23 protein-coding genes are annotated in these 23,493 nt (G+C 73.8%); 14 read left to right on the forward strand and 9 right to left on the reverse strand.

The genetic code is table 11. From position 1 onward, the window contains the following. Nucleotides 1-167 precede the first annotated feature (167 nt). A complete protein-coding gene (locus GA0070621_RS01850) occupies nt 168-1,067 on the reverse strand; it encodes a carbohydrate kinase family protein (protein WP_091191053.1) in 900 nt (299 codons plus the stop codon). A 114-nt stretch (nt 1,068-1,181) separates the two neighbouring features. Continuing rightward, nucleotides 1,182-2,117: a pseudouridine-5'-phosphate glycosidase gene (locus GA0070621_RS01855; protein ID WP_091191057.1), complete on the reverse strand. Its 936-nt coding sequence runs from the start codon at nt 2,115-2,117 to the stop codon at nt 1,182-1,184. A gap of 88 nt (nt 2,118-2,205) precedes the next feature. Between GA0070621_RS01855 and GA0070621_RS01860 the strand changes: the two genes are divergently transcribed. The 3 genes from GA0070621_RS01860 to GA0070621_RS01870 all read left to right on the forward strand — a co-directional run bounded on the left by GA0070621_RS01860 (nt 2,206) and on the right by GA0070621_RS01870 (nt 5,081). Beyond that, nucleotides 2,206-2,424, forward strand: a complete 219-nt coding sequence (locus tag GA0070621_RS01860) for a DUF3039 domain-containing protein (RefSeq protein WP_091191060.1) — start codon at nt 2,206-2,208, stop codon at nt 2,422-2,424. A 40-nt stretch (nt 2,425-2,464) separates the two neighbouring features. Next, nucleotides 2,465-3,115 carry a trimeric intracellular cation channel family protein gene (locus tag GA0070621_RS01865; protein ID WP_091191063.1) on the forward strand — a complete coding sequence of 217 codons (651 nt, stop codon included), beginning with the start codon at nt 2,465-2,467 and terminating at the stop codon, nt 3,113-3,115. 232 nt (nt 3,116-3,347) lie between these two features. Next, nucleotides 3,348-5,081, forward strand: coding sequence for a DEAD/DEAH box helicase (locus tag GA0070621_RS01870; protein WP_091191066.1), 1,734 nt, complete (start codon nt 3,348-3,350; stop codon nt 5,079-5,081). A 132-nt stretch (nt 5,082-5,213) separates the two neighbouring features. Here the strand turns inward: GA0070621_RS01870 and GA0070621_RS01875 are convergent, their stop codons facing one another. Together GA0070621_RS01875 and GA0070621_RS01880 are read right to left on the reverse strand one after the other, a co-directional pair. Then, complete coding sequence (locus GA0070621_RS01875) at nt 5,214-5,447, reverse strand: DUF7455 domain-containing protein (RefSeq protein WP_091091264.1); 234 nt, start codon at nt 5,445-5,447, stop codon at nt 5,214-5,216. Between the two features lie 247 nt (nt 5,448-5,694). Next, a complete protein-coding gene (locus GA0070621_RS01880) occupies nt 5,695-7,296 on the reverse strand; it encodes an RNA polymerase sigma factor (protein ID WP_091201876.1) in 1,602 nt (533 codons plus the stop codon). 285 nt (nt 7,297-7,581) lie between these two features. Here GA0070621_RS01880 and GA0070621_RS01885 point away from each other — a divergent pair, with 285 nt between their 5' ends. Beyond that, nucleotides 7,582-8,403, forward strand: coding sequence for an inositol monophosphatase family protein (locus GA0070621_RS01885; protein ID WP_091191068.1), 822 nt, complete (start codon nt 7,582-7,584; stop codon nt 8,401-8,403). Between the two features lie 188 nt (nt 8,404-8,591). Here GA0070621_RS01885 and GA0070621_RS01890 read toward each other — a convergent pair whose 3' ends face one another. Further along, complete coding sequence (locus GA0070621_RS01890; protein WP_197673970.1) at nt 8,592-9,110, reverse strand: LytR C-terminal domain-containing protein; 519 nt, start codon at nt 9,108-9,110, stop codon at nt 8,592-8,594. A 435-nt stretch (nt 9,111-9,545) separates the two neighbouring features. Between GA0070621_RS01890 and GA0070621_RS01895 the strand changes: the two genes are divergently transcribed. Together GA0070621_RS01895 and GA0070621_RS01900 are read left to right on the forward strand one after the other, a co-directional pair. Continuing rightward, entirely contained in the window at nt 9,546-9,842 is a 297-nt protein-coding gene (locus GA0070621_RS01895) for a DUF4193 domain-containing protein (protein ID WP_073835372.1), read from the forward strand. Between the two features lie 161 nt (nt 9,843-10,003). After that, on the forward strand, nt 10,004-10,837 hold the full coding sequence (locus tag GA0070621_RS01900) for a hypothetical protein (RefSeq protein WP_167666503.1): 834 nt from the start codon (nt 10,004-10,006) through the stop codon (nt 10,835-10,837). 121 nt (nt 10,838-10,958) lie between these two features. Here GA0070621_RS01900 and GA0070621_RS01905 read toward each other — a convergent pair whose 3' ends face one another. Continuing rightward, nucleotides 10,959-11,459, reverse strand: coding sequence for a DUF3093 domain-containing protein (locus GA0070621_RS01905; protein ID WP_091191072.1), 501 nt, complete (start codon nt 11,457-11,459; stop codon nt 10,959-10,961). An 86-nt stretch (nt 11,460-11,545) separates the two neighbouring features. On the opposite strand from GA0070621_RS01905, the gene dut reads away from it, so the two are divergent. From dut to GA0070621_RS01925, 4 genes are all read left to right on the forward strand, one after another. After that, on the forward strand, nt 11,546-12,043 hold the full coding sequence (gene dut / locus GA0070621_RS01910; protein ID WP_091191073.1) for a dUTP diphosphatase: 498 nt from the start codon (nt 11,546-11,548) through the stop codon (nt 12,041-12,043). 25 nt (nt 12,044-12,068) lie between these two features. Continuing rightward, on the forward strand, nt 12,069-12,737 hold the full coding sequence (locus GA0070621_RS01915; RefSeq protein WP_091191075.1) for a DUF3710 domain-containing protein: 669 nt from the start codon (nt 12,069-12,071) through the stop codon (nt 12,735-12,737). Nucleotides 12,738-12,957: 220 nt separating this feature from the next. After that, nucleotides 12,958-13,338 carry an OB-fold nucleic acid binding domain-containing protein gene (locus GA0070621_RS01920; RefSeq protein ID WP_091201879.1) on the forward strand — a complete coding sequence of 127 codons (381 nt, stop codon included), beginning with the start codon at nt 12,958-12,960 and terminating at the stop codon, nt 13,336-13,338. Then, nucleotides 13,335-14,018 (forward strand): DUF3159 domain-containing protein, encoded by a 684-nt coding sequence (locus GA0070621_RS01925; protein WP_091191077.1) that lies wholly within the window; start codon nt 13,335-13,337, stop codon nt 14,016-14,018. Before GA0070621_RS01920 ends, GA0070621_RS01925 begins: the two co-directional genes overlap by 4 nt. Before the next feature lie 38 nt (nt 14,019-14,056). Here the strand turns inward: GA0070621_RS01925 and GA0070621_RS01930 are convergent, their stop codons facing one another. Together GA0070621_RS01930 and GA0070621_RS01935 are read right to left on the reverse strand one after the other, a co-directional pair. Beyond that, a complete protein-coding gene (locus tag GA0070621_RS01930; protein WP_091191078.1) occupies nt 14,057-14,749 on the reverse strand; it encodes a potassium channel family protein in 693 nt (230 codons plus the stop codon). Between the two features lie 3 nt (nt 14,750-14,752). Continuing rightward, nucleotides 14,753-15,418 carry a potassium channel family protein gene (locus GA0070621_RS01935; protein ID WP_091191080.1) on the reverse strand — a complete coding sequence of 222 codons (666 nt, stop codon included), beginning with the start codon at nt 15,416-15,418 and terminating at the stop codon, nt 14,753-14,755. A gap of 146 nt (nt 15,419-15,564) precedes the next feature. On the opposite strand from GA0070621_RS01935, the gene GA0070621_RS01940 reads away from it, so the two are divergent. From GA0070621_RS01940 to dxs, 4 genes are all read left to right on the forward strand, one after another. After that, nucleotides 15,565-17,634: an APC family permease gene (locus GA0070621_RS01940; protein WP_091201882.1), complete on the forward strand. Its 2,070-nt coding sequence runs from the start codon at nt 15,565-15,567 to the stop codon at nt 17,632-17,634. A 65-nt stretch (nt 17,635-17,699) separates the two neighbouring features. Beyond that, complete coding sequence (locus GA0070621_RS01945) at nt 17,700-18,947, forward strand: class I SAM-dependent RNA methyltransferase (protein WP_091201884.1); 1,248 nt, start codon at nt 17,700-17,702, stop codon at nt 18,945-18,947. Nucleotides 18,948-18,960: 13 nt separating this feature from the next. Then, the gene (locus tag GA0070621_RS01950) at nt 18,961-20,175 is read left to right on the forward strand and encodes an anhydro-N-acetylmuramic acid kinase (protein WP_091191081.1); all 1,215 of its coding nucleotides are present in this window, start codon (nt 18,961-18,963) and stop codon (nt 20,173-20,175) included. Nucleotides 20,176-20,246: 71 nt separating this feature from the next. Then, complete coding sequence (gene dxs, locus GA0070621_RS01955) at nt 20,247-22,193, forward strand: 1-deoxy-D-xylulose-5-phosphate synthase (RefSeq protein ID WP_091191082.1); 1,947 nt, start codon at nt 20,247-20,249, stop codon at nt 22,191-22,193. 68 nt (nt 22,194-22,261) lie between these two features. On the opposite strand, the gene GA0070621_RS01960 is transcribed toward dxs, so the two are convergent. Next, entirely contained in the window at nt 22,262-23,452 is a 1,191-nt protein-coding gene (locus tag GA0070621_RS01960; protein ID WP_091201886.1) for a hypothetical protein, read from the reverse strand. Between the last annotated feature and the right edge of the window lie 41 nt (nt 23,453-23,493).

Consider the following 23,493-nt stretch of genomic DNA (forward strand, 5'->3'; position numbering starts at 1 on the left):
CCACACCCCCGCCCCCCGCCCTCTCCCCGCCCTCTCCCCGCCCTCTCCCCGCCCTCTCCCCTCCGCGATCTTGCACTTCATGCCTCGGCAAAACGCCCCGAACGCGGACAAATTCGGGGCCGTAAGTGCAAGATCGCCGTGGGTGGGTGGGAGGGAGGGAGGGTGGGTTAGGGGGTGGGGCGGGCGCCGATGGAGGAGACGGCGAGGGCGCCGAGGTCGCCGGCCCGGGAGAGGGCCGCGCGGGGGTCGGCGCCGGCTCGCCAGGCGGTGAGCAGGCCGGCGGCGAAGGCGTCGCCGGCGCCGGTGACGTCCACCACGGGCACCCCACGGGCGGGTGCCGCCTCGACCACCCCGGTCCGGTCCACCCAGACCGCGCCGGCCGCGCCCCGCTTGACCACCACCCGCCGGGCCACCGAGGTCAGCGCCCGCCCCTGCGCCGCCGGGTCCAGCCCGCCGGCCAGCACCGTCGCCTCGTCGGTGTTGACCAGCAGCAGGTCGACGTCGCGTACCCAGGTCAGGAAGGCCGTCGCGCCGACCCGCCGCAGCGGCGCCGCGGAGGCGGCGTCGACGCTGGTGGTCAGCCCGCGCTCGCGGGCGGCGGCCAGCGCGCGCAGGCCCGCGCCGCGCGACCCGGCGTCCAACAGGGTGTACGCGGACAGGTGCATGTGCCCGGCGTCGGGCGCCTCCGCCAGGGCCCGGTCGATCTGCGCCGCGGTGAGCCGCAGGTTCGCCCCGCGCTGGCTGATCATCGTGCGCTCCCCGTCGTGGGTGAGCACGATGACGGTGCCGGTCGGGTAGTCCTCGTGGCGTTCCACCGCGCAGGCCACCCCGACCCGCTCCAGCTCGGCCACCCGTTCGCGGCCCGCCTCGTCGTCGCCGACCGCGGCGGCCAGCGTGACCTCCGCCCCCTGGGCGGCGAGCCAGGCCGCCGTGTTGGCCGCCTGCCCGCCACCGCTGAACCGGATCCCGGCCGCGGTGTCCGAACCGGTCGCCAGGGGACCTGAGAGCACCGCGACCACGTCGGTGATCACGTCCCCGACGACGACGATGCGGGACGCTCGGCTCATGCCGTCACCTCTCTGCGGCGATGTTTCGCTCGCGGACGCTCGCTCATGCCGTCACCTCGCTTCGCTCGGCGCCGACATGAGGCACCACGGCGCCCCGGGCGATGATTCGCTGGCTCATGCCGTGCGTTCGGCGCGCCGGGCCGCCGCGGCGACCGCGACGCGTGCCGCCAGGTCGGCGTTGCGCAGGATGATCCGGACGTTGACCGCCAGGCTGGCACCCTCGGTGGCCGAGTGGAAGTGGGCCAGCAGGAACGGCGTGACCGCCTTTCCGGTCACCCCCTCGGCGGCCAGCATGGCCAGGCCGGCGGCGAGGGTGCGGTCGTGCAGCGCCGGGTCGAGCTGCTCGTCGGTCGGGAGCGGGTTCGCCACCACCAGCCCGCCGTGGTGCACGCCCTGCCGTTTCCGCGCGAGGAGCACGTCGGCGACCTGCTCCGGCGACTCGACCGACCAGTCCAGGTCGAAGCCGGCGTCGGTCAGGTAGAAGCCGGGGAAGCGGCGGGTGCGGTAGCCGACCACGCTCACCCCCAGGGTCTCCAGCCGTTCCAGGGTGGCGCCCACATCGAGGATGGACTTCACCCCGGCGCAGATCACCGCGATCGGCGTCCGGGCCAGGGTGATCAGGTCGGCCGACTCGTCGAAGGTCTGCGCCGCCTCCCGGTGCACCCCGCCCAGGCCGCCGGTGGCGAAGACGTCGATTCCGGCCGCCGCGGCCACCGCGCTGGTCGCGGCCACCGTGGTGGCACCGTCCGCGCCGGCCGCCGCCGCAACCGCCAGATCGCGTACGGAGAGCTTGCTCACGCCGTCGACCGTGGCGAGCCGGGTCAACTGCGCGTCGTCCAGGCCAACGATCAGCTCGCCGGCGACCATGCCGATGGTGGCCGGAACCGCCCCCGCGTCCCGGACCGCCTGCTCGATCTGCCGGGCGACCAGCAGATTGTCCGGCCGGGGGAGGCCGTGCGAGACGATGGTGCTCTCCAGGGCGACGACTGGACGCCCGTCGCGCAGGGCGTCGGCCACTTCGGTGCCGAAACTGATGTGAAAGTTGGTCACTTCCGTTACGGTACGGGCCGCGTTCGGGCCGGTCTGCGGTGGACCGGCCCCGCGGGACCTGCAAAACTGGAAAGTTGGAGGTGTAGACGTGAGCACACAGGTTCTCGAGCGTCCCGAGCTGAAGGACGCCGACACCGGTCCCGAGATGTTCCACTACGTCCGCAAGGACAAGATCGCCGAGAGCGCGGTCATGGGCACGTTCGTCGTCGCGCTGTGCGGGGAGACCTTCCCGGTCACCAAGGCGGCCAAGCCCGGGTCGCCGGTCTGCCCGAAGTGCAAGGAGATCTACGACTCCTGGGACGAGTGACCTTGGGCGGCCCCGCCGCCCGCCCGCGTACCCTTCGCCGGTGACCACCTCCACCGTCCTGCTCGTCGCCGACCTCACCGGTGTCGCGGTCTTCGCCGCCTCCGGCGCCTCCGCGGCGGTGGCCAAGCGGCTCGACCTCTTCGGGGTGGTCTTCGTGGGCGTCGTCGCGGCGCTCGGCGGCGGGATCTTCCGCGACCTGGTCATCAACGAGGTCCCGCCGCTGGCCTTCGCCGACTGGCGGTACGCGGCCACGGCGGCGGCGACCGCCGCCGCCGTGTTCTGGCTGCATCCGCAACTGGCCCGGCTGCGCACCACCGTGCTGGTGCTCGACGCGGCCGGCCTCGGCCTGTTCACCGTCACCGGCACGCTCAAGGCCCTCGACGCCCACGTCCCGGCGGTCGGCGCCTGCATGATCGGCGTGCTCACCGCGATCGGCGGCGGTCTGGGCCGGGACCTGCTCACCGGGGAGATCCCGGTGGTGCTGCGCCGGGAGATCTACGCCCTCGCCGCGCTCGCCGGGTCGATCCTGGTGGCCCTGCTGTCGGCGTACGGACAGGCGCACGCGGCCGGGCTGATCGTGGCGATCGCCTTCGTCTTCGTGCTGCGGCTGGTCGCGCTGCGGCGGCGCTGGTCCGCCCCGGTCGCCACCCTGCGTCCGCCCCGCACCGGCACCCGCGGCCCGCGAGGCTGAGCCCCGCGCCGCCGCCGGCACCGTGCCCGCTCCCGCACGGCGTCCGTCGGCGAGCACGGAGGTGCGGGGCCGGCGGATGTGACCAGCGTGGCGTCGAGTGGGGAGAACGGGCCCCGCTGGTTATGCTGAGTCGGCCTTCGCGGCACCTTTTGCGCGGAGGCGTTTTCATGGGCGGCGGGACCCGTGGCCCTCGGCCGGGGCCCGCCGTCGTGCGGTCGGAGAGGAGCTACGTGTGGCACCGCGGTTGCCGGCGCTGGACACGTTCCCGCCCCTGCGTGCATGGCAGCGCAAGGCGATGGTGGACTACCTGCGCCGCCGCAGCGAGGACTTCACGGCGGTCGCCACCCCGGGCGCGGGCAAGACCACCTTCGCCCTGCGGATCGCTGCCGAGCTGCTGAACGACGGCACCGTCGAGGCGGTCACCGTGGTCGCCCCGACCGAGCACCTGAAGTCCCAGTGGGCGCAGTCCGCCGCCCGGGTCGGCATCCAGCTCGACGCCGCCTTCCGTAACGCCGACCTGCACTCCGCCGCCGACTTCCACGGTGCCGTGGTCACGTACGCCCAGGTCGGCATGGCGCCGCAGGTGCACCGGCGGCGCACCATGACCCGGCGCACGCTGGTCATCCTCGACGAGATCCACCACGCCGGTGACTCGCGTACCTGGGGCGACGGCGTCAAGGCGGCCTTCGAACCCGCGGTACGCCGGCTGATGCTCACCGGTACGCCGTTCCGTTCCGACGACAACCCGATCCCGTTCGTCGGCTACGAGCGGGGCGGGGACGGGCTGCTGCGGTCCCGCGCCGACTCCGTCTACGGCTACTCCGACGCGCTGCGCGACGGCGTGGTCCGGCCGGTGCTCTTCCTGGCGTACTCGGGGGAGACCCGGTGGCGCACCAACGCCGGGGAGGAGCTGGCCGCCCGGCTGGGCGAGCCGATGACCCAGGACCTGATCGCGCAGGCCTGGCGTACCGCCCTGGACCCGGCCGGCGACTGGATGCCGCAGGTGCTGCGGGCCGCCGACGCCCGGCTGAGCGTGCTGCGCGAGGCGGGCATGCCGGACGCCGGCGGCCTGGTGATCGCCACCGATCAGCAGACCGCCCGCTCGTACGCGAAGCTGCTGGAGCAGGTGACCGGGGAGAAGGCGGCGGTGGTGCTCTCCGACGACCAGGGCGCCTCCGCGCGGATCGCGACGTTCGCGGCGTCCGAGCAGCGCTGGCTGGTGGCGGTCCGGATGGTCTCCGAGGGTGTCGACATCCCCCGGCTGGCGGTCGGCGTCTACGCGACCAGCGCCAGCACCCCGCTGTACTTCGCGCAGGCGATCGGCCGGTTCGTCCGGGCCCGGCAGCCCGGGGAGACCGCCTCGGTCTTCCTGCCCAGCGTGCCGCACCTGCTCGGGCTGGCCAGCGAGATGGAGGTCGAGCGGGACCACGTGCTCGGCAAGCCGAAGGAGTCCGACGGCTTCGACGACGACCTGCTGGAGCGCGCCCAGCGCGACGACCAGGCCAGCGGCGAGCTGGAGAAGCGGTTCGCGGCGCTCTCCGCGACCGCCGAGCTGGACCAGGTGATCTTCGATGGGGCGTCGTTCGGCACCGCCGCCCAGGCGGGCACCCCGGAGGAGGAGGAATATCTCGGCCTCCCCGGGCTGCTCACCGCCGACCAGGTCTCGATGCTGCTGAGCAAGCGGCAGGCCGAGCAACTCGCCGCGCAGCGGCGCAGAGCCGCCCAACGGGCCGCCGAGCCGGCCGCTGAGGCCCCGGCGTCGGCGTCACCACCGATGAGTGCCGCCCAGCGCCGGGTGGCGCTCCGGCGTCAGCTGAACGCCCTGGTGGCCGCCCAGCACCACCGGACCGGGCAGCCGCACGGCAAGATCCACGCTGAGCTGCGCCGGATCTGCGGCGGTCCGCCGAGCGCCCAGGCGACGATCGAGCAGCTTGAGGAGCGCATCGCCACCGTGCAGACCCTCTGACGCCACCTCAGTCGGTCGATGCCGCAGCATTCCGGACATCGTGGGGGCGCGGGGACCTCGGGTCGCAAAAGCCGGCCGGAGGCACCCATGGGTGCCTCCGGCCGGCTATGTCAGGTTGCGGACTCTTCGAACTCAGTTCGCCATCAGATCGGCGCCACGCCAGCTGAACTCGGGGTCCGCCGCGAACCGCACAGTGATCTTGACGAGATCCTCTGCGTACTTGTTCGCGTGGTGCCCACAGAACACCAGCTCGCTCCCACCCGCCAGAGTGATCCGGAGCTTGCCGGCAGCATTGCAGCGGTCGCACCGTTCATCGGCGGCCGGGGGGCTCACCGTCTCGGGCGGCGGCGTGAGGGTCGGGGTCATCGCCTTCCTCCTCTGGTCGTCACCGATGAACACTCTCTTCGGTCGTTGCTCACCTATCGTGCAACACCCTGCTCGGGCCCTGCCTTCCCTGTGTGCCCGCGGGGGACCGAGGTCACACCTGGCGTGGAAGACAGTGTGCCGTGTACCAAGGGTGCCACGTCAACGATCACAAACAGGCAACCGACCGATCACCAATGAGTGTTCTACGGCTGGTGATCAAACCGACACGACTGGTTGACGTGCGCGGTCAGTCCAGGTAGTCGCGGAGCACCTGGGAACGCGAGGGATGCCGCAACTTGGACATGGTCTTGGATTCGATCTGCCGGATGCGTTCCCGGGTCACGCCGTACACCTGGCCGATCTCGTCCAGGGTGCGGGGCTGGCCGTCGGTGAGGCCGAAGCGGAGGCGTACCACGCCCGCCTCGCGCTCGGAGAGCGTCTGGAGGACCTGCTGGAGCTGGTCCTGGAGCAGCGAGAACGAGACCGCGTCGACCGCGACCACGGCCTCCGAGTCCTCGATGAAGTCACCAAGCTGACTGTCACCCTCGTCACCGATGGTCTGGTCGAGCGAGATGGGCTCCCGGGCGTACTGCTGGATCTCCAGCACCTTCTCCGGTGTGATGTCCATCTCCTTGGCCAGCTCCTCCGGGGTGGGCTCGCGGCCCAGGTCCTGGAGCAGTTCGCGCTGGATCCGGCCGAGCTTGTTGATCACCTCGACCATGTGCACCGGGATGCGGATGGTGCGGGCCTGGTCGGCCATGGCGCGGGTGATGGCCTGGCGGATCCACCAGGTGGCGTAGGTGGAGAACTTGTAGCCCTTGGTGTAGTCGAACTTCTCGACCGCGCGGATCAGGCCGAGGTTGCCCTCCTGGATCAGGTCGAGGAAGGCCATGCCCCGACCGGTGTAGCGCTTGGCCAGCGAGACGACCAGTCGCAGGTTCGCCTCGAGGAGGTGGTTCTTGGCCCGCTCGCCGTCCCGGGAGATCCAGAGCAGGTCGCGCTGCATGTCGCGGGTGAGCTTCTCCTCGCCCTCGTCGGCGGCGCGCAGCCGCTCGGCGGCGTAGAGGCCGGCCTCGATCCGCTTGGCGAGCTCGACCTCCTGCTCCGCGTTGAGCAGCGGCACCTTGCCGATCTGCTTGAGGTAGGCCCGGACGGAGTCGGCGGAGGCGGTCAGCTCGGCGTCGCGACGCGCCTGCTTGAGCGCCTCGGACTCCTCGTCGTCCCACTCGAAGTCGTTGTCGCTGGCGGAGCTGGCCGCGTCGGCCTCGGCGGCCTGGGTCAGCTCGGCCGGCTCGTCGACCACCACGTCCTCGATCTCGGCGGCCAGTTCCTCCGGGTCGATCTCGCCCTCGGGGCCCTCGCCCTTAGGAGCGGCCTTGGCCCCGGCGGTCTTCGCGGCCACCGTCGCCTTGGTGGCCCGGGTCGCCTTGGTGGCCTTCGCCGGGACGGCGGCCTTGGCGGCCACCTCGGCGGTGGTGCCGGCGGCCTTGCGCGCGGTCGCCTTCCGCGGGGCGGGGGCCGTGGCCTCCTCGGCGGCCGGCGCCTGCTTCGGGGCGGGCGCGGCGGCCTTCTTCGTGGTCTTGGCGGTGGTGGCCCGGGAGGCCGGCGTGGCGGACCGGGCGGCGGCCACCCGGCGGCGGGTGCTGGCGGAGCCGTCCACGACCACCGTCACCCCCGCCTCGGAGAGCGCACGCAGGATCTTCTTGGCCTGGGCCGGGGTCACCTCAGCGGACTCGACGGTGCGCGCGAGCTGGGCCGACGTGAGCTGGCCGCCCGCGCTCTGCGCGTGGGCGATCAGGGTGTCGGTGAGCGAGCGAACGTCGGCGCCGGTCTGGCGGGGATCTGTCACGAAGACCTTCCGGAGGCGAAGAGCGAGCACGGCCGGGTCGTCCGGCGCAGCACCGAACGCCGTGCCGGGCGAGTAGTTGAGGGACCCCCGTGTCCCGGGCCGGCCGGTCGCTGGCGGTCCGTGGCGCGTGGGCAGGGTGAATTGTAACGCCGTCTGCGGCGATCATCCCGCGCCGCACGGCGTAACGGCGCTCTGGACCACCGATTGGGCGCAGATGTGGACTTTGTAAGGATGATACTCGCGCTCGGCCGGGCCGGTCCCGGTCGTGCCGGAAGGGGACGAAACATGATCCGCTCGGCGCCCACCCCGCCGGAATTGCTGGAGATCGCCGTCACGGTGGCCCGCGACGCCGCCGCCACCGCGCATCGGATGCGGGCCGAGGGGGTGTCCGTCGCCGCCACCAAGAGCACCGTCACGGACGTGGTCACCGCCGCGGACCGGGCCGTCGAGCGGCAGGTGCTGGACGCCCTGCGGACGCTTCGGCCGGACGACGCGGTGCTGGGCGAGGAGTACGGCGCGGGGGAGACCGGCCCGGCCGCCGACGGCGGGGTGCGCTGGATCGTCGACCCGATCGACGGCACGGTCAACTACCTCTACGGGCTGCCGTACTGCGCGGTCTCGCTCGCCGCCGAGGTGGCCGGCGAGGTGGTGGCCGGGGTGGTGCGCAACGTCGCCACCGGGGAGGAGTGGACCGCCACCGCGGGCGGCGGCGCGTGGCGGGCCGGAGAGCGGCTACGGTGCTCCACCGAGACCGACCTGGGGCAGGCGCTGGTGGCCACCGGATTCGGCTACGCCGCCGGCCGCCGGGCGCACCAGGCCCGGGTGGTCGCCGAGCTGATCCCGCACGTCCGGGACATCCGCCGGATGGGCGCCGCCGCGCTGGACCTCTGTCTGGCCGCGGAGGGGCGGGTGGACGCGTACTACGAGAAGGGGTTGGCCGCCTGGGACCTGGCCGCCGGCGGGCTGGTCGCGCGCGAGGCCGGGCTGCTGGTGACCGGCCTCGCGGGTCGGCCGGCCGGGCCGGACCTGGTGATCGCCGCCCCGCCCGCGCTCTTCGAGCCGCTGCACACCCGGCTCGCCGCTCTGGACGCCTCCGGCGGACCCTGACCCGTCCGCGCCTGACCCGTCCGCGCCTGACCCGTCCGCGCCTGACCCGTCCGCGCCTGACCCGTCCGCGCGTGACCGTCCGCGTCGGGCCCGACGGGCCTGGTCCGGCGGCGTCGGGCTGCGTACCTCCGGACAGGCCGACCGGGCGGCGTCCCGCGAGTCGGGGCGCCGCCGGGGCCCGGGGTGGGCTACTTGTCGTCGACCGGGGCGGGGCAGGTGCCGGGCGGCGCTTCGGGCGAGCCGAGGTCGCCGAGGGACTGGTTGACCTCGGTGGTGGTGGCCAACTGCTGGAAGTTGTTGCCCAGGACCACGTCGACCGTGTCGTCCTTGCGGTTGATGTCGAAGGCGAGCTTGGCGTTGTTGAGGAAATAGGCGCGCAGCAGGTGGGCGGAGCCGACGCCCTTGGGGCCGTAGCGCAGCACCGCGACCTCGTCGACGTTCTTTTCCGCGTTGCCCACCTTCTTCACCTGGAACTTGCGATTGCGGAAGTCGTCGGCGACCGCGCCGGCCCGGCCGGCCTCCTCGGTGGCGTTGTAGACGTTGATCTTGACGTCCTTCTGCTCGTGCAGTGCGACGTCGGCCAGCGGCCAGCCCTTGGGACAGCCCTTCCCGGTGCCCGCCTTGCTCTGGGTGTCACGGACCATCGCGACCACGACGAAGACCAGGGCGAGGACCGCCAACAGACCGACGACAACGAGTGCCCGCACTCGCGCAAAACTCATCTGGGCGCTCCCCGAACAGTGGTTGGGTGGCGGCGGCCGCTGGCGGTCGGGCCGCCCCGCCGGCCGTCGAGTACGCCGCTGAGGTTAACGGTTGTCCGGCCGTCGCGTGGAAACAGTCCGACATGCCGGCGCGCCACCGGGGGAACGGGTACTACTACCCCTATCTTCGTGTCGCCTGAGTCACATTGGGAACAACTTCGGGCGCAGGGGCGTACATCTCTGCCACGAGGGCGGTATACATGCCTCGCCCAAAGGGGGGGTAAGGTTCCGCGCTCGCGGGCAGTTCCAGTCCGGCGGGACTCGGCCCACCGGTCGTCGGGTCGGGTGACCGACACAAATGGTGGCCGGCCAGTGGAACCGAAGCACGTCGTCCGGCGTTACAACCGGAAGCGACCATATCGATATGGGAGAGTGAAACCGATGGCCACCGACTACGACGCCCCGCGTCGCGACGAGGTCGACCTCGGCGAGGACAGCCTGGAAGAGCTCAAGGCCCGGCGGGTCGACTCACAGTCGGGTGCCGTGGACGTCGACGAGGCCGAGGTGGCCGAGAGCTTCGAGCTGCCTGGCGCCGACCTGGCCGACGAGGAGCTCACGGTCAAGGTGCTACCGATGCAGCAGGACGAGTTCCGGTGCGCCCGCTGCTTCCTGGTCCACCACCGCAGCCAACTGGCGGTCGAGCGCAACGGCGAGCTGATCTGCCGCGAGTGCGCCTGACCGAGATCCGTGTCACCGGCGGCGGCCTCCGTGACGGGGCCGCCGCTGTTCGAGTCGCCGTGCGGGCGTGGCGCGGAGCTGCTTGACTCGTACCGGCGGCTGCCGCCGCGTGTCGACTCGTACGGGCGGCTGCCGTCGCGTGAGCACGGGAGGGCGGACGGGTGGGCAAGCGCAGGCACGGTGGACCGGGCGGCGCGGGAGCGGCCGACGGCGACGACGCCGAGCGGCCGGCTCCGGCCACTCCGGACGATGACGCTGATCAGCTCGGCGCGACCGTCGCGGCGCTGACCGCCGACGACATCGCGCCGGGCCGGCGCCGGCAGTTGCTCGCCCGGGTGGCCGGCCAGGCCCGGGCCCGTGGCCTCACCGACCTGTTCAAGCCGAAGGCCGCGCTCCGCTGGATGACGGAGACCATCGCCGAGGTCGCCCCGCACGTACCGGTCCGCGACCTGGCGACCCTCCGCCGGCACTTTCCCGGCCTGACCGACGACGAGCTGGCCGAGCGGCTGGTCCGTAACGCCGCGCGGGCCACCGCGGGCGTCGGCGCGGCCGGCGGCGGGGTCGCCGCGGTCGAGTGGACGGTCGCCCCGACGCTGCTCTCCGCGCCCGTGCTGCTGGCCGCCGAGACGATCGCCGTGGTCGCGATCGAGCTGAAGCTGATCGGTGAGCTGTACGAGGTCCACGGGGTGCCGCTGCCCACCCGTGGCAGCGAGCGCGCCGTGGCCCTGGTGCAGTCCTGGGCCGGCCAGCGCGGGGTCAACCCGATGATGCCGGGCGTCGGGGTGAGCGCCGTGCTCGGCACCGCCGCCCGGCGGGAGCTGCGGGACCGCCTGCTGCGCCGGTTCGGCCGGAACCTGACCACCCTCGGGCCGTTCCTGACCGGGGCCGCCGTCGCCGGCTACCTCAACCGCCGGGCCACCCGGACCCTCGCTGACCAGCTCCGCAAGGACCTGCGTCGCCGGGCACCCCGGGCACTGCCCCCCGGCCGGACCTGATCCGGCGCGGCGGGCGTCGACCAGCTCAGCCCGATCTTCAGCACCACCAGGTCGGGGAGGTGGCGGGGTCAGTTGGGCGCGGATGCCGCCAGATCGGCGACCCCGGCCGACCCGACTCCGCTCAGGCGGCGTCGCGGCCGGCGAGGATCGCCGTGGCCAGCTTCACCGGGTGGCGCGTGCTTACCACCCAGAACGGGGTCGGGTCGGCGGGGTCGTCGAGCACCACCTGCACCGCGCCGCCGATCCACGGGCGCTGCACCACGAAGGCGAGCGGGTCGGACCCGATGCCGAGCACCTCGCGCCGGCCGGTGGTGTCCAGCGGGATCGCGTCGGCCACGTAGCGCACCGGGAGGCGGGCGTCGTCCACCCGCAGCTCCCCGTCGCGGACCGCGACCCGGATCCGGCCCAGCCACGCCAGCACGGCCGCCGCCAGCGGGATCAGCAGCACGAACGGCAACCAGGCCCGCAGCCCGGAGGCACCCATCCACAGCTCGGCGGCGAGCAGCCCGGCGAAGGCGAGCCCGGCCGGCCAGGCCCACCAGGGCAGCCGCAGCCGCTCCGCGTACTCCGGCGGGACGGCCACCGGCGACGCCGGGGCGGACGAGGACGACGACTGGCGCACAGTCCGAGGGTACGGCGCACGACGGGCCGGACAACCGGCAGGATGGCAGGGTCACCCCCGCAAGGACCGGACGGAAGAGGAAGACCGTGACAGACGTCGTACCCGTGCCCGTACGACAGCTCGACCCGGAGCTGCCGCTGCCGGCGTACGCCCATCCCGGCGACGCCGGCGCGGACCTGGTGGCCGCCGCGGACGTGGAGCTGCCGCCCGGCGGTCGGGCCCTGGTGCCGACCGGCGTGGCCATCGCGCTACCGGAGGGATACGTCGGTCTGGTGCACCCCCGATCGGGGCTGGCGGCCAGGCTCGGCGTGACGGTGCTCAACGCGCCCGGTACGGTCGACGCCGGCTACCGGGGTGAGATCCTGGTCAACCTGATCAATCATGATCGGGAGATGCCGGCGAAGATCAGCCGGGGCGACCGGATCGCGCAGCTCGTCGTCCAGCGGGTCGCGCGGGCCGAGTTCCGGCCGGTGGCCGAGCTGCCCGCGTCCCGGCGCGGGACCGGCGGGCACGGGTCGACCGGCGGACACGCCGGGCTGGTCCCGGCACCGGCGGGCGGGCACACGGAAGAGGTGGCAGGGTGAGTGCGAACAGCGGAGGGTGGGCGCAGTGATCTTCTCCCGAAAGCGGGCCGGCGAGGCGCGTGACGAGCGGACCACCGAGGTCCTCGACACCGAGGACAGCGGGGAGCCGACCTCGCCGGTGCGCGGCCCCTACGACGTCTCCGAGGCGCCCGACGAGCCCCGGCTCGACCTGGGCAGCCTCCAGATCCCGGCGGTGGCCGAGGTCGAGGTGCGGGTGCAGGCCGACCCGCAGGGTGTGATCCAGCAGGTCGTGCTGGTGCACGGCGAGAACGCCCTGCAGCTCGGCGTCTTCGCGGCGCCCCGCTCCGAGGGCATCTGGGACGAGGTGCGCGAGGAGATCCGGCAGTCGCTGTTCAACGACGGCGCCGCCGCCCAGGAGGTCGAGGGGGAGTACGGCACCGAGCTGCGGGCCCGGGTCCGCACCCCGGACGGCCTGACCGACCTGCGCTTCGTCGGCATCGACGGGCCGCGCTGGATGGTGCGCGGGGTCTACCAGGGTGGCGCGGCCACCGACCCGGCCGCGGCCGGCCCGCTGGCGCTGTGCCTGAACGGCCTGGTGGTCGACCGGGGCCAGGAGGCCAAGCCGGTCCGTGAGCCGCTGCCGCTGCGGCTGCCCCGCGAGGTGGCCGAGCAGCAGGCCGCCGAGCAGCAGGCCGCCGGGCAGCCGTCCGCGCCCGGCCAGCGCGAGGCCTGACCCGTACCACGCCGGGCCCGGCCCGTCGGCATCCCGACGGCGCCGGGCCCGTCTTGGCGTCCGGTAGGCGCAGGGGTACGTGAGTGAGGCACAACTGCGCACTTACGCCGGGTCCGCGAGCGGGCCGGTTCGGCGTACGCTGGCGGGACGGTTCCGGCATCCCGGGGCCGGACCAGTGCCGGCGTGGGCCGGCCAGCGTGGAGAGGGTGACGCGGAGGTCATGACGACCGACGAGAGCCGGCTGTCGCTGCGGCGTCTCCTGCATCGGCTCACCGCGAGCGAGGCCGAGATCGAGGCGCAGGAGCTGCGCCGGGAGAGCGCCGAGTCGGGCGGCATGCCCGCCCAGCAGTGCACCCGCGGCCAGGTGGTCTCGGTCGCCGGGCGGCTGCGCACGGTGGTCTACACGCCCCGGACCAACCTGCCCACCCTGGAGGCGGACCTCTACGACGGCAGTGACGTGGTCACCCTGGTCTGGCTGGGCCGGCGGCACATCGCCGGCATCGAGCCGGGCCGGCACCTCACCGCCCGCGGCCGGGTCGCCGTCCGGGACGACCGCAAGGTGATCTACAACCCGTACTACGAGCTGGAGTCGCCGAAGTGACGACCGGACAGCAACCGACCACCGAGCCGGAACTCGGTCCGGAGGACGAGGAGCGGCTGCCCAGCCTCGCCGAGCAGATGGCCGACCAGCTCGGCGGCTGGCGGGGCCTGGTCGAGTCGAGCGTCCCCGTGGTGGTCTTCGTGATCGCCAACGTGGTGGGCGAGCTGCGCCCCGCCGTGATCGCCTCGGTGGCCGTCGCGCTGCTGATCGCCGGGCTGCGGCTGGCCCAGCGCCGGCCGGTCCGGCACGCGGTCAACGGGCTGTTCGGCGTCGGCATCGGCGCCGCCATCGCCTGGCGTACCGGCAACGAGCGGGACTTCTACCTCCCCGGCATCCTCTACGGCATCGGCTACGGCCTGGCCCTGCTGCTGTCCGCCGCGGTGCGGCAGCCGCTGGTGGGCTGGATCTGGTCGGTGCTGGTGGCCAAGGGTCGGTCGGAGTGGCGGGACAATCCGCGCCTGGTGCGTACCTTCACCCAGCTCACCGTGCTCTGGGGCGTGGTCTGGCTGGCCAAGGTGGGCGTGCAGGCCGGGCTCTACCTGGCCCACCAGGACACCGCGCTGGGCGTGGCCCGGCTCGCCCTGGGCTACCCGCCGTACGCGCTGCTGCTGCTGATCACCGTCTGGACGGTGCGCCGGGTGACCCGGGAGACCGCGCCGACGCCGTTGCCGGGGGCCTGAGCCCCCGGCCGTACCGGTCCGGCGGGTGGCCGCCCGGCTCAGCCCCGGTCGTGGCCGCCGCGTTCGGCGCTGGCCGGGCCGAGGATCACCGCCCGGACGTCGTCCTCCACGGCCGCCGTGCACACGAAGATCAGCTCGTCGCCGGCCTCGATCGGGTCGTCCGGGCTGGGCACCAGCACCCGCTTGCCGCGCAGGATCGCCACCAGCGCCGCGTCCCGGGGGATCGGCACCGCGTGGATCGGCTGACCCACGTACGGCGCAGTGGGCGGCAGGGTGATCTCGACCAGGTTCGCCTCGCCCTGCCGGAAGGTCATCAGCCGGACCAGGTCGCCGACCGTGACGGCCTCCTCGACCAGGGCGGCCATCACCCGCGGCTTGCTCACCGCGACGTCGACGCCCCACTGCTCGGTGAAGAGCCACTCGTTCTCCGCCCGGTTGACCCGGGCGACCACGCGGGGCACCGCGAACTCGGTCTTGGCCAGCAGCGACACCACCAGGTTGACCTTGTCGTCGCCGGTGGCGGCGACCACCACCTCGCAGCCGGCGACGTTGGCCTCCTCCAGGCTGGCCAGCTCGCACGCGTCGGCGAGCACCCACTCGGCCGCCGGTACCCGGTCGGGGCGGAGCATCTTGGGCTGCCGCTCGATCAGCATCACCTGGTGCCCGTTGTCGATCAGCTCCTGGGCGATGGACCGGCCCACGTTGCCCGCGCCGGCGATGGCGATGCGCATGGCTCAGTGCCCTCCTTCCGGCGGCGCCGCCGCCACCGACGTGACCGGGGTGATGATGTCGTCGGTCACCAGCATGAAGACCTGGTCGCCCTCCTGCACCACGGTGGAGGCGGTGGGCAGCGTGCCGATCCCGAACCGGTTGAGGTACGCCACCCGGGCCCCGGTGGACTCCTCGAGCTGACGCAGCGGCCGGCCGATCCACTCCTTGTGCACCGGCACCTCGATGATCGACACGGTGCTGGTCGGGTCCCGGAAGATCTCGACGTTGCCCTCGGGCACCAGGTGCCGCAGCATCCGGTCGGCCGTCCAGCGGACCGTGGCCACGGTGGGGATGCCGAGCCGCTCGTAGACCTGGGCGCGGCGCTGGTCGTAGATGCGGGCGGCCACCCGGGAGACACCGAAGGTCTCCCGCGCCAGCCGGGCCGAGATGATGTTGGAGTTGTCGCCGCTGGAGACCGCCGCGAAGGCGTCCGCGCGCTCGATGCCGGCCTCGCGCAGCACCTCGCCGTCGAAGCCCGCGCCGGTCACGGTGATGCCGGCGAAGTCCGGTCCGAGGCGGCGGAACGCGTCGGCGTCCTGGTCGATCACCGCCACCGAGTGGCCGCGGCTCTCCAGGCTGTGGGCGAGGGTCGACCCGACCCGGCCGCAGCCCATGATCACGACATGCACGGTGTCCGCTCCTCCCACGGTGCGCCCCGGTGGGCCCGTCGACTGCGAGCCTGCCACGTCCCTGCTCCGGGCGGGGGATCGACCGTACCGCGCGGGTGATCAGCCACCCCCACCGCGGGCGTCGGGTGGTCGTACTCTTGGCGGTTGTGGCCAGACCCACCTCGCTGCTGAAGCGACTCCTCGTCGGTCGACCGTTCCGGTCCGACCGGCTCCAGCACACCCTCCTGCCGAAGCGGATCGCCCTGCCGGTCTTCGCGTCCGACGCGCTCTCCAGCGTCGCGTACGCGCCCGACGAGATCCTGTTGACGCTCTCCATCGCGGGCGCGTCGGCGTACCTCTTCTCACCGTGGATCGCGCTCGCGGTCGTGGTGGTGATGCTCACCGTGGTGGCGAGCTACCGGCAGAACGTGCACGCCTACCCCTCGGGCGGCGGCGACTACGAGGTGGCGACGGTCAACCTGGGGCCGCGTGCCGGCCTGGCGGTGGCCAGTGCGCTGCTGGTCGACTACGTGCTCACCGTCGCGGTCTCGATCTCCTCCGGGGTGGCCAACCTCGGCTCCGTGCTCCCCTTCGTGGCCGCCCACAAGGTGCTGATCGCGGTCGTCGCGGTGACCCTGCTCACCGCGATGAACCTGCGCGGCCTGCGCGAGTCCGGCACGGCGTTCGCCATCCCGACCTACGGTTTCGTGATCGTGATCGGCGGCATGCTGCTCACCGGCCTGATCCGGATCTTCGTCCTCGGTCACGAGCTGCGCGCGCCCAGCGCCGGCCTGGAGATCCAGGCCGAGCACAGCGTCACCGGGTTCGCGCTGGTCTTCCTGCTGCTGCGGACCTTCTCCTCGGGCAGCGCCGCGCTCACCGGGGTCGAGGCGATCTCCAACGGGGTGCCGGCGTTCAAGGCGCCCAAGAGCCGCAACGCGGCCACCACGCTGCTGCTGCTCGGCCTGATCGCGGTGAGCATGCTGTTCGGCATCGTCTGGCTGGCCCGGCTGACCCGCCTCCAGTTCGTCGAGTCCGCCGGCCAGATCATCTCCGGGCCGGACGGGTACGTGCAGAAGACCGTCACCACCCAGCTCGGCGAGGCGGTGTTCGGCCACGGGTCGGTGCTGCTCTACGTGGTCGCCGGGATGACCGCGCTGATCCTGTTCCTGGCCGCCAACACCGCCTTCAACGGCTTCCCGGTGCTCGGCTCGATCCTGGCCCAGGACCGTTACCTGCCCCGCCAGCTGCACACCCGGGGCGACCGGCTGGCGTTCTCCAACGGCGTCGTGTTCCTCGCCGTCTTCGCGGCCGTGCTGATCATCGGCTTCCAGGCCGAGGTGACCCGGCTCATCCAGCTCTACATCGTCGGCGTGTTCGTCTCGTTCACGCTCTCCCAGGCGGGCATGATCCGGCACTGGAACCGGCACCTGCGTCACGAGCGGGACCCGGAGGCGCGCCGCCGGATGGTGCGCGCCCGGGCGATCAACAGCTTCGGCATGGCGCTGACCGGCACGGTGCTGATCATCGTGCTGGTCACCAAGTTCCTGCTCGGCGCCTGGATCGCGATCGCCGCGATGGCGGTGATCTACGTGCTGATGCTGGCCATCCGCCGGCACTACGACCGGGTCGCCGCCGAGCTGGAACCGACCGAGGCCCGGGGCGTGCTGCCCGCCCGCAACCACGCCATCGTGCTGGTCAGCAAGCTGCACCAGCCGACGCTGCGGGCCATCGCGTACGCCCGGGCCACCCGGCCGGACACGCTGACCGCGGTGACCGTGAACGTCGACGAGAAGGACACCCGGGACCTCCAGGCCGACTGGGAGCGGCGCGAGCTGCCCGTCCCGCTGACCGTGGTCGACTCCCCGTACCGGGAGATCACCCGGCCGATCCTGAACTTCGTCGCCTCGGTGCGCCGCGAGTCGCCCCGCGACGTGGTCACCGTCTTCATCCCCGAGTACGTGGTGGGCCGCTGGTGGGAGAACCTGTTGCACAACCAGAGCGCGCTGCGGCTGAAGGGGCGGCTGCTCTTCGAGCCGGGCGTGATGGTGACCAGCGTGCCCTGGCAGCTCGCCTCCACCGCCACCAAGAACCTGGACCGGCTGGACGCCACGCTCAGCCGCGGCCCGAAGCGTGGGCCCCGGGTGGCCCCGCGCAGCACCCTGCCGCCCGCCGCCCCGCCGGTGGTCTCCGCGCCGCCGGCGGAGAGCGGCCCGAGCGCCGGGGAGCGCCCGTGACGGGCGTTCCGGCCGGGAGCGGCGTGGCCGCCGTTCCGGCCGGGAGCATCGGGGCGGCCGGGAGCATCGGGACCGCCGGCAGCGGTGAACGGCGCGGGCTGGAGGAGGCCGAGCGAGTCGAGCTGACCGTGGACGCGGTCGCGCCGGGCGGGCACTGCGTGGCCCGGGTGGACGGTCAGGTGGTCTTCGTCCGGCACGCGCTGCCCGGCGAGCGGGTGGTGGCCGAGGTGACCGAGCTGCACCGGGGCTTCGCCCGCGCCGACGCGGTGGAGATCCGCAGCGCCTCCCCGGACCGGGTCGAGCCGCCCTGCCCGTACGCGAAGCCGGGCCGCTGCGGCGGCTGCGACCTCCAGCACGTCGCCCCCGCGGCCCAGCTCGACTGGAAGACCGCCGTGGTGCGCGAGCAGCTAACCCGGCTCGGCGGCCTCAGCGACGGGCAGGTCGACGCGCTCGACGTCCGGGTGGCGGCCCTGCCCGGCGGGCCGCTGGGCTGGCGCTCCCGGGTCCGCTACGCGGTCGACGGGGCCGGCCGGGCCGGGCTGCTCAAGCACCGTTCGCACGAGGTGGTGCCGGTCGACCGCTGCCTGATCGCCCATCCGGCCATCCAGGAGCTGCGGGTGCTGGCGCCCAGCGGGGCCCGCTGGCCGGACGCCGACGCGGTGGAGACGGTCGCCTCGACCGGCGGGGACGTCAGCGTCACGGCGCTCGCCGAGGGGACGTCCACCCCGGTCAGCGGTCCGGCCCTGGTCCGCGAGGTGGCCGCCGGCCGGGAGTGGCAGCTCCCCGCGTCCGGCTTCTGGCAGGTCCACCCGGCCGCGGCGGACACCCTGGTCGGCGCGGTCCTCGACCTGCTCGACCCGCGCCCGGGCGAGACCGCCTGGGACCTGTACGGCGGGGCCGGCCTCTTCGCCGCGGCGCTCGCCGGCCGGGTCGGCGACGCCCGGATCACCCTGGTCGAGTCCGCCGAGCAGGGCGTGGCCGCGGCCCGGGAGAACCTGGCCGACCTGCCCGCCGTGGAGGTCGTCGCCGCCCGGGTGGAGACCGCGCTGGCCCGCCGCCGGGTCACCGGCCCGGTCGACCTGGTGGTCCTCGATCCGCCCCGCTCCGGCGCCGGCGCGCCGGTGGTGCGGCACATCGCCGCCGCCGGCCCGCGCGCGGTGGCGTACGTGGCCTGCGACCCGGCCGCCTTCGCCCGGGACGTACGCGCCTTCACCGGGCTGGGTTGGCGGCTGGCTGCGCTGCGTGGCTTCGACCTGTTCCCGATGACCCAGCACGTCGAGCTGGTCGGCCTGTTCCTCCCGCCCGCCGGCTGACTAGCCTGGCCCGATGAAGATCGTCGGGCTGATGTCGGGGACGTCGTACGACGGGGTGGACGTGGCGGCGGCCGAGTTCACCCGGGACGGGGAGACACTGCGGCTGTGTCCCCTCGGCCACCGTGGCCTGGACTACCCCGACGACCTGCGCGCCGAGATCGGCGCGCTGCTGCCGCCCGGGGCCACCACGATCGAGGCGGTCTGCCGACTGGACAACCGGCTCGGGGAGGTCTTCGCCGAGGCGGCGGCGATCGGGGTCGAGCTGGCCGGGGGCCGGGTCGACGCGGTGGTCTCGCCGGGGCAGACCGTCTTCCACTGGGTCGAGGCGGGGCGGGCCCGGGGCACCCTCCAGCTCGGCGCGCCGGCCCGGGTGGCCGCCCGGGTGGGCGTACCGGTGCTGCACGACCTGCGGTCGGCGGACGTGGCGGCCGGTGGTCAGGGCGCGCCGCTGGTGCCGGCCTTCGACGCGCTGCTGCTCGACCCGTCCACGGCGCTCGACCCGGGCGGTATCGCGCCGCGGGCGGCGCTGAATCTCGGCGGTATCGCGCCGCGGGCGGCGCTGAATCTCGGCGGTATCGCCAATCTCACCGTGGTCGCCCCCGGCGCGCCCGTCCTCGGGTACGACGTGGGACCGGCCAACGCCCTGCTCGACGCGGCGGCCCGGCGCTTCCTCGACCGGCCCTGCGACCTCGACGGCGCCGGCGCGGCGGCCGGCCGGGTGCACCCGGGCCTGCTGGGGCTGCTGCTCGCCGAGCCGTACTACGCCGCGCCGCCGCCCAAGTCCACCGGGAAGGAGCTGTTCCACGGCGGCTACCTGGACGAGCGGCTGGCCGCGCTGGGCGAGCCGGTGGCCGCCGACGACGTGTTCGCCACGCTGACCGAGCTGACCGCCCGGACGGTCGCCGCCGAGTGCGACCGGTTCGGGGTGACCGAGGTGGTCGCCGCGGGCGGGGGCGTACGCAACCCCACCCTGTGCGCCCGGCTGGCCGCGCTCGGGCAGGGGCGGTGGCGGCTGCGGACCACCGACGAGCTGGGGGTGCCGGCGCAGGCCAAGGAAGCGTACGCGTTCGCCCTGCTCGGCTGGCTCTCCTGGCACGGCCTGCCCGGGGCGATCCCGTCGGTGACCGGGGCGTCCCGGGCCGCCGTGCTGGGCTCCTGGACCCCGGCCGGCCCGGCGTACGCGGCCGTGCCGGCGGTCCCGCCGCGACGGCTGGTCGTCACCCCGTGACCCGGCGTTCGCCACCGCCGAGATCCATGGTCAGGCTGCGGGCCGGTGGGCGGCCGATAGACTCTTCGGTCATGAGCGTTGAAGAGGACACGGCCAACGACGGTCGGCTGCTCCGCACCGTCCGGGGCCCGCAGGACGTGAAGCGGATGACCGCCGAGCAACTGGACATCCTCGCCGCCGAGATCCGTGACTTCCTGATCACCAAGGTTTCCCGCACCGGCGGGCACATCGGGCCCAACCTGGGTGTGGTGGAGCTGACCCTGGCCATGCACCGGGTCTTCGACTCGCCGCGGGACCGGCTCCTGTTCGACACCGGCCACCAGGCCTACGTACACAAGATCATCACCGGCCGGCAGGAGGGCTTCGACAAGCTCCGCCAGCGCGGTGGCCTCTCCGGCTACCCCAGCCAGGCCGAGAGCGACCACGACCTGATCGAGAACTCGCACGCCTCCACCGCCCTGTCGTACGCCGACGGGCTGGCCAAGGCGTACGCGCTGCGCGCCGAGCGGCGCTGCGTGGTCGCCGTGGTCGGCGACGGCGCGCTGACCGGCGGCATGTGCTGGGAGGCGCTGAACAACATCGCCACCGCCGGCAACCCGCTCGTCATCGTGGTCAACGACAACGGCCGGTCCTACTCGCCGACCATCGGCGGCCTCGCCGACCACCTCTCCTCGCTGCGGCTCAACCCCGGCTACGAGAGGGTGCTCGACACCGTCAAGGACGCCCTCGGCTCGACCCCGCTGGTCGGCAAGCCGATGTACGAGGTGCTGCACGCGGTCAAGAAGGGCATCAAGGACGCGGTCGCGCCGCAGGCCATGTTCGAGGACCTCGGCATCAAGTACGTCGGCCCGGTCGACGGCCACGACGTGCCCGCGGTCGAGTCGGCGCTGCGCGCCGCGAAGAACTTCGGCGGCCCGGTGATCGTGCACGCGGTCACCCGCAAGGGCTACGGCTACCGCCCGGCCGAGGAGGACGAGGCGGACTGCCTGCACGGCCCGGGTGGCGCGTTCGACGTCGAGACGGGTCAGCTGGTCGCCGCTCCCTCGGTGAAGTGGACCCATGTCTTCGCCGACGAGCTGGTCGCGATCGCCGACGAGCGGCCCGACGTGGTCGGCATCACCGCCGCGATGGCCGAGCCGACCGGGATCGCCAAGCTGGCCCGCAAGCACCCGAAGCGGGTGTACGACGTGGGCATCGCCGAGCAGCACGCCGCCACCTCGGCGGCCGGCCTCGCCATGGGCGGGCTGCACCCGGTGGTGGCCGTCTACGCCACCTTCCTCAACCGCGCGTTCGACCAGGTGCTGCTGGACGTGGCGATGCACAAGCTGCCGGTCACCTTCGTGCTGGACCGGGCCGGCATCACCGGCCCCGACGGGCCGAGCCACTACGGCATCTGGGACATGTCCGTCTTCGGCGTCGTGCCGGGCCTGCGGATCGCCGCGCCCCGCGACTCGGCCAGCCTGCGTGAGGAACTGCGCGAGGCGGTCGCCGTGGAGGACGGCCCGACCATCCTCCGCTTCCCGACCGGCACCGTCGCCGGTGACCTTCCGGCCGTCCGCCGGATCGGCACGGTCGACGTGCTGGCCGAGTCGGCGCGTACCGACGTGCTGCTGGTCGCGGTGGGCTCCTTCGCCGGCCTCGGCATGGAGGTGGCCGCCCGGGTCGCCGAGCAGGGCTACGGCGTGACCGTGGTCGACCCGCGCTGGGTCCGCCCGGTCCCGGCCGAGCTGGTCGAGCTTGCCGCCGGGCACCGCCTCGTGGTCACCGTCGAGGACGGGGTCCGGGTCGGCGGCGTCGGCGACGCGCTCGGCCAGGCCATGCGGGACGCCGACGTCCGGGTGCCGCTGAAGGACCTGGGCGTGCCGGCCGACTGGCACCCGCACGGCACCCGGGCGCAGATCCTGGCCGACCTCGGCCTGACCGCGCAGGACGTGGCCCGCGACGTCACCGGCTGGATCTCCGGCCTGGACGCCGAGCCCGTCGAGCCGCCCGCCGACCGGGCCGCCGCCAAGAACTGAACCCGCTGGGAGATCTTGGTAGGAAACGGCCCCGCCGAGGGCCATTTCCTACCAAGATCGCTACGGGCTCAGCGGCCGCCGAGCGACCTGTACCAGGTCTTTTCGGTGCCGGCCAGGCTGAACGTCTGCATCCGGTCCGGCTGCGGCAGCACCACCAGCCCCGGCTTCTCCACCAGCAGCGAGGTCGTCGGAGGCGCGGCGAACGAGGCGTCCCGGTTGGTGCGCCAGCTCAGCACCGCCAGCGCCTGCCCGGGCACCGGTAGGCGGTATGCCTGGAGCGTGGTGGACCGGTCGGCCGGGGAGACGATCGGCGCCCCGCCGTCGGCCGGGCGGTAGACCACCGCGGTCATCGTGCCGGTGGCGCTCTCCCAGCTCAACTGCTCCAGGTCGCCCGGCTCGCCGCCGTGCAGCGCGACCGCGCCGAGCGACCGGACGGCGATCTTCGCCATCGGCCAGGACGCCGGGACGGAACGTGGCGCCTCCCGGTCGCCGCTGCGTCGCGGGACGCTGCCGAACGGCCCGGTGTCGCCGGCGAGGACGCAGGTGTCCAGCCCGGCCAGGGCCCGCTTGCCGGAGCCGGTCTCGTCGGGGACCAGGGGATAGCGGGGTGCGGCGGTGGCCGTACCCAGGTCGAGGATGCGGTCCGCGGCCCGGCCGCGCGGCAGCGACCGGGTGGGGCGCAGCGTCGCGGTCAGCTCCACCGCCTGGCAGGCCGGTACGGCGACCGGCTCGGTCAGACCGTCGGCGCTGGTCAGCGCCCGGCCGTCCGGGCCGAGCAGCCGCTCCACCCGGGCCGAGGTGAGGTAGCGGCGGCCGTCCGGGAGCTGGACCGGCAGCACGTCGGAATAGACCAGGTAGCCGGGGTCGGTGTACTCGGTCGCCTGGGTCACCCGCCACCGGTCCCCGTCGCGGCCGAGTTGCAGCAGCCAGGAGGCGCTCTCGCCGGGCACGTCGGCGGCGACCAGGGCCAGCGGGCCCCCGGCCACCTGGCCGGCGAAGAGGATGCCGGAGGAGGGCAGGCGTGCCCGGTCGCCGACCGGCGAGCGCCAGTCCCGCACGGCAGCGGTGATCGTGGCGGTCGTGGCGGCGTCGCCGGCCAGGCTGCCGCGTGCGGGCCAGACGGTCAGCGGCCCGTCCAGGCTGTCGTGGCCGGCCCGCAGCGCCGCCGGCTGCCGCCCGGCGACGGGACCGCACCCGGCCGCGGCCAGCAGGGCCAGCAGCGCGATGGCCTTCGTGCCGCGTCGGCGGACTCTGGCCACCCGTACGCCCCCGATCGCGTTGGTCGTGGTTGGAAGCCACA

It is taken from the genome of Micromonospora narathiwatensis, from assembly GCF_900089605.1.
Taxonomy (GTDB): domain Bacteria; phylum Actinomycetota; class Actinomycetes; order Mycobacteriales; family Micromonosporaceae; genus Micromonospora; species Micromonospora narathiwatensis.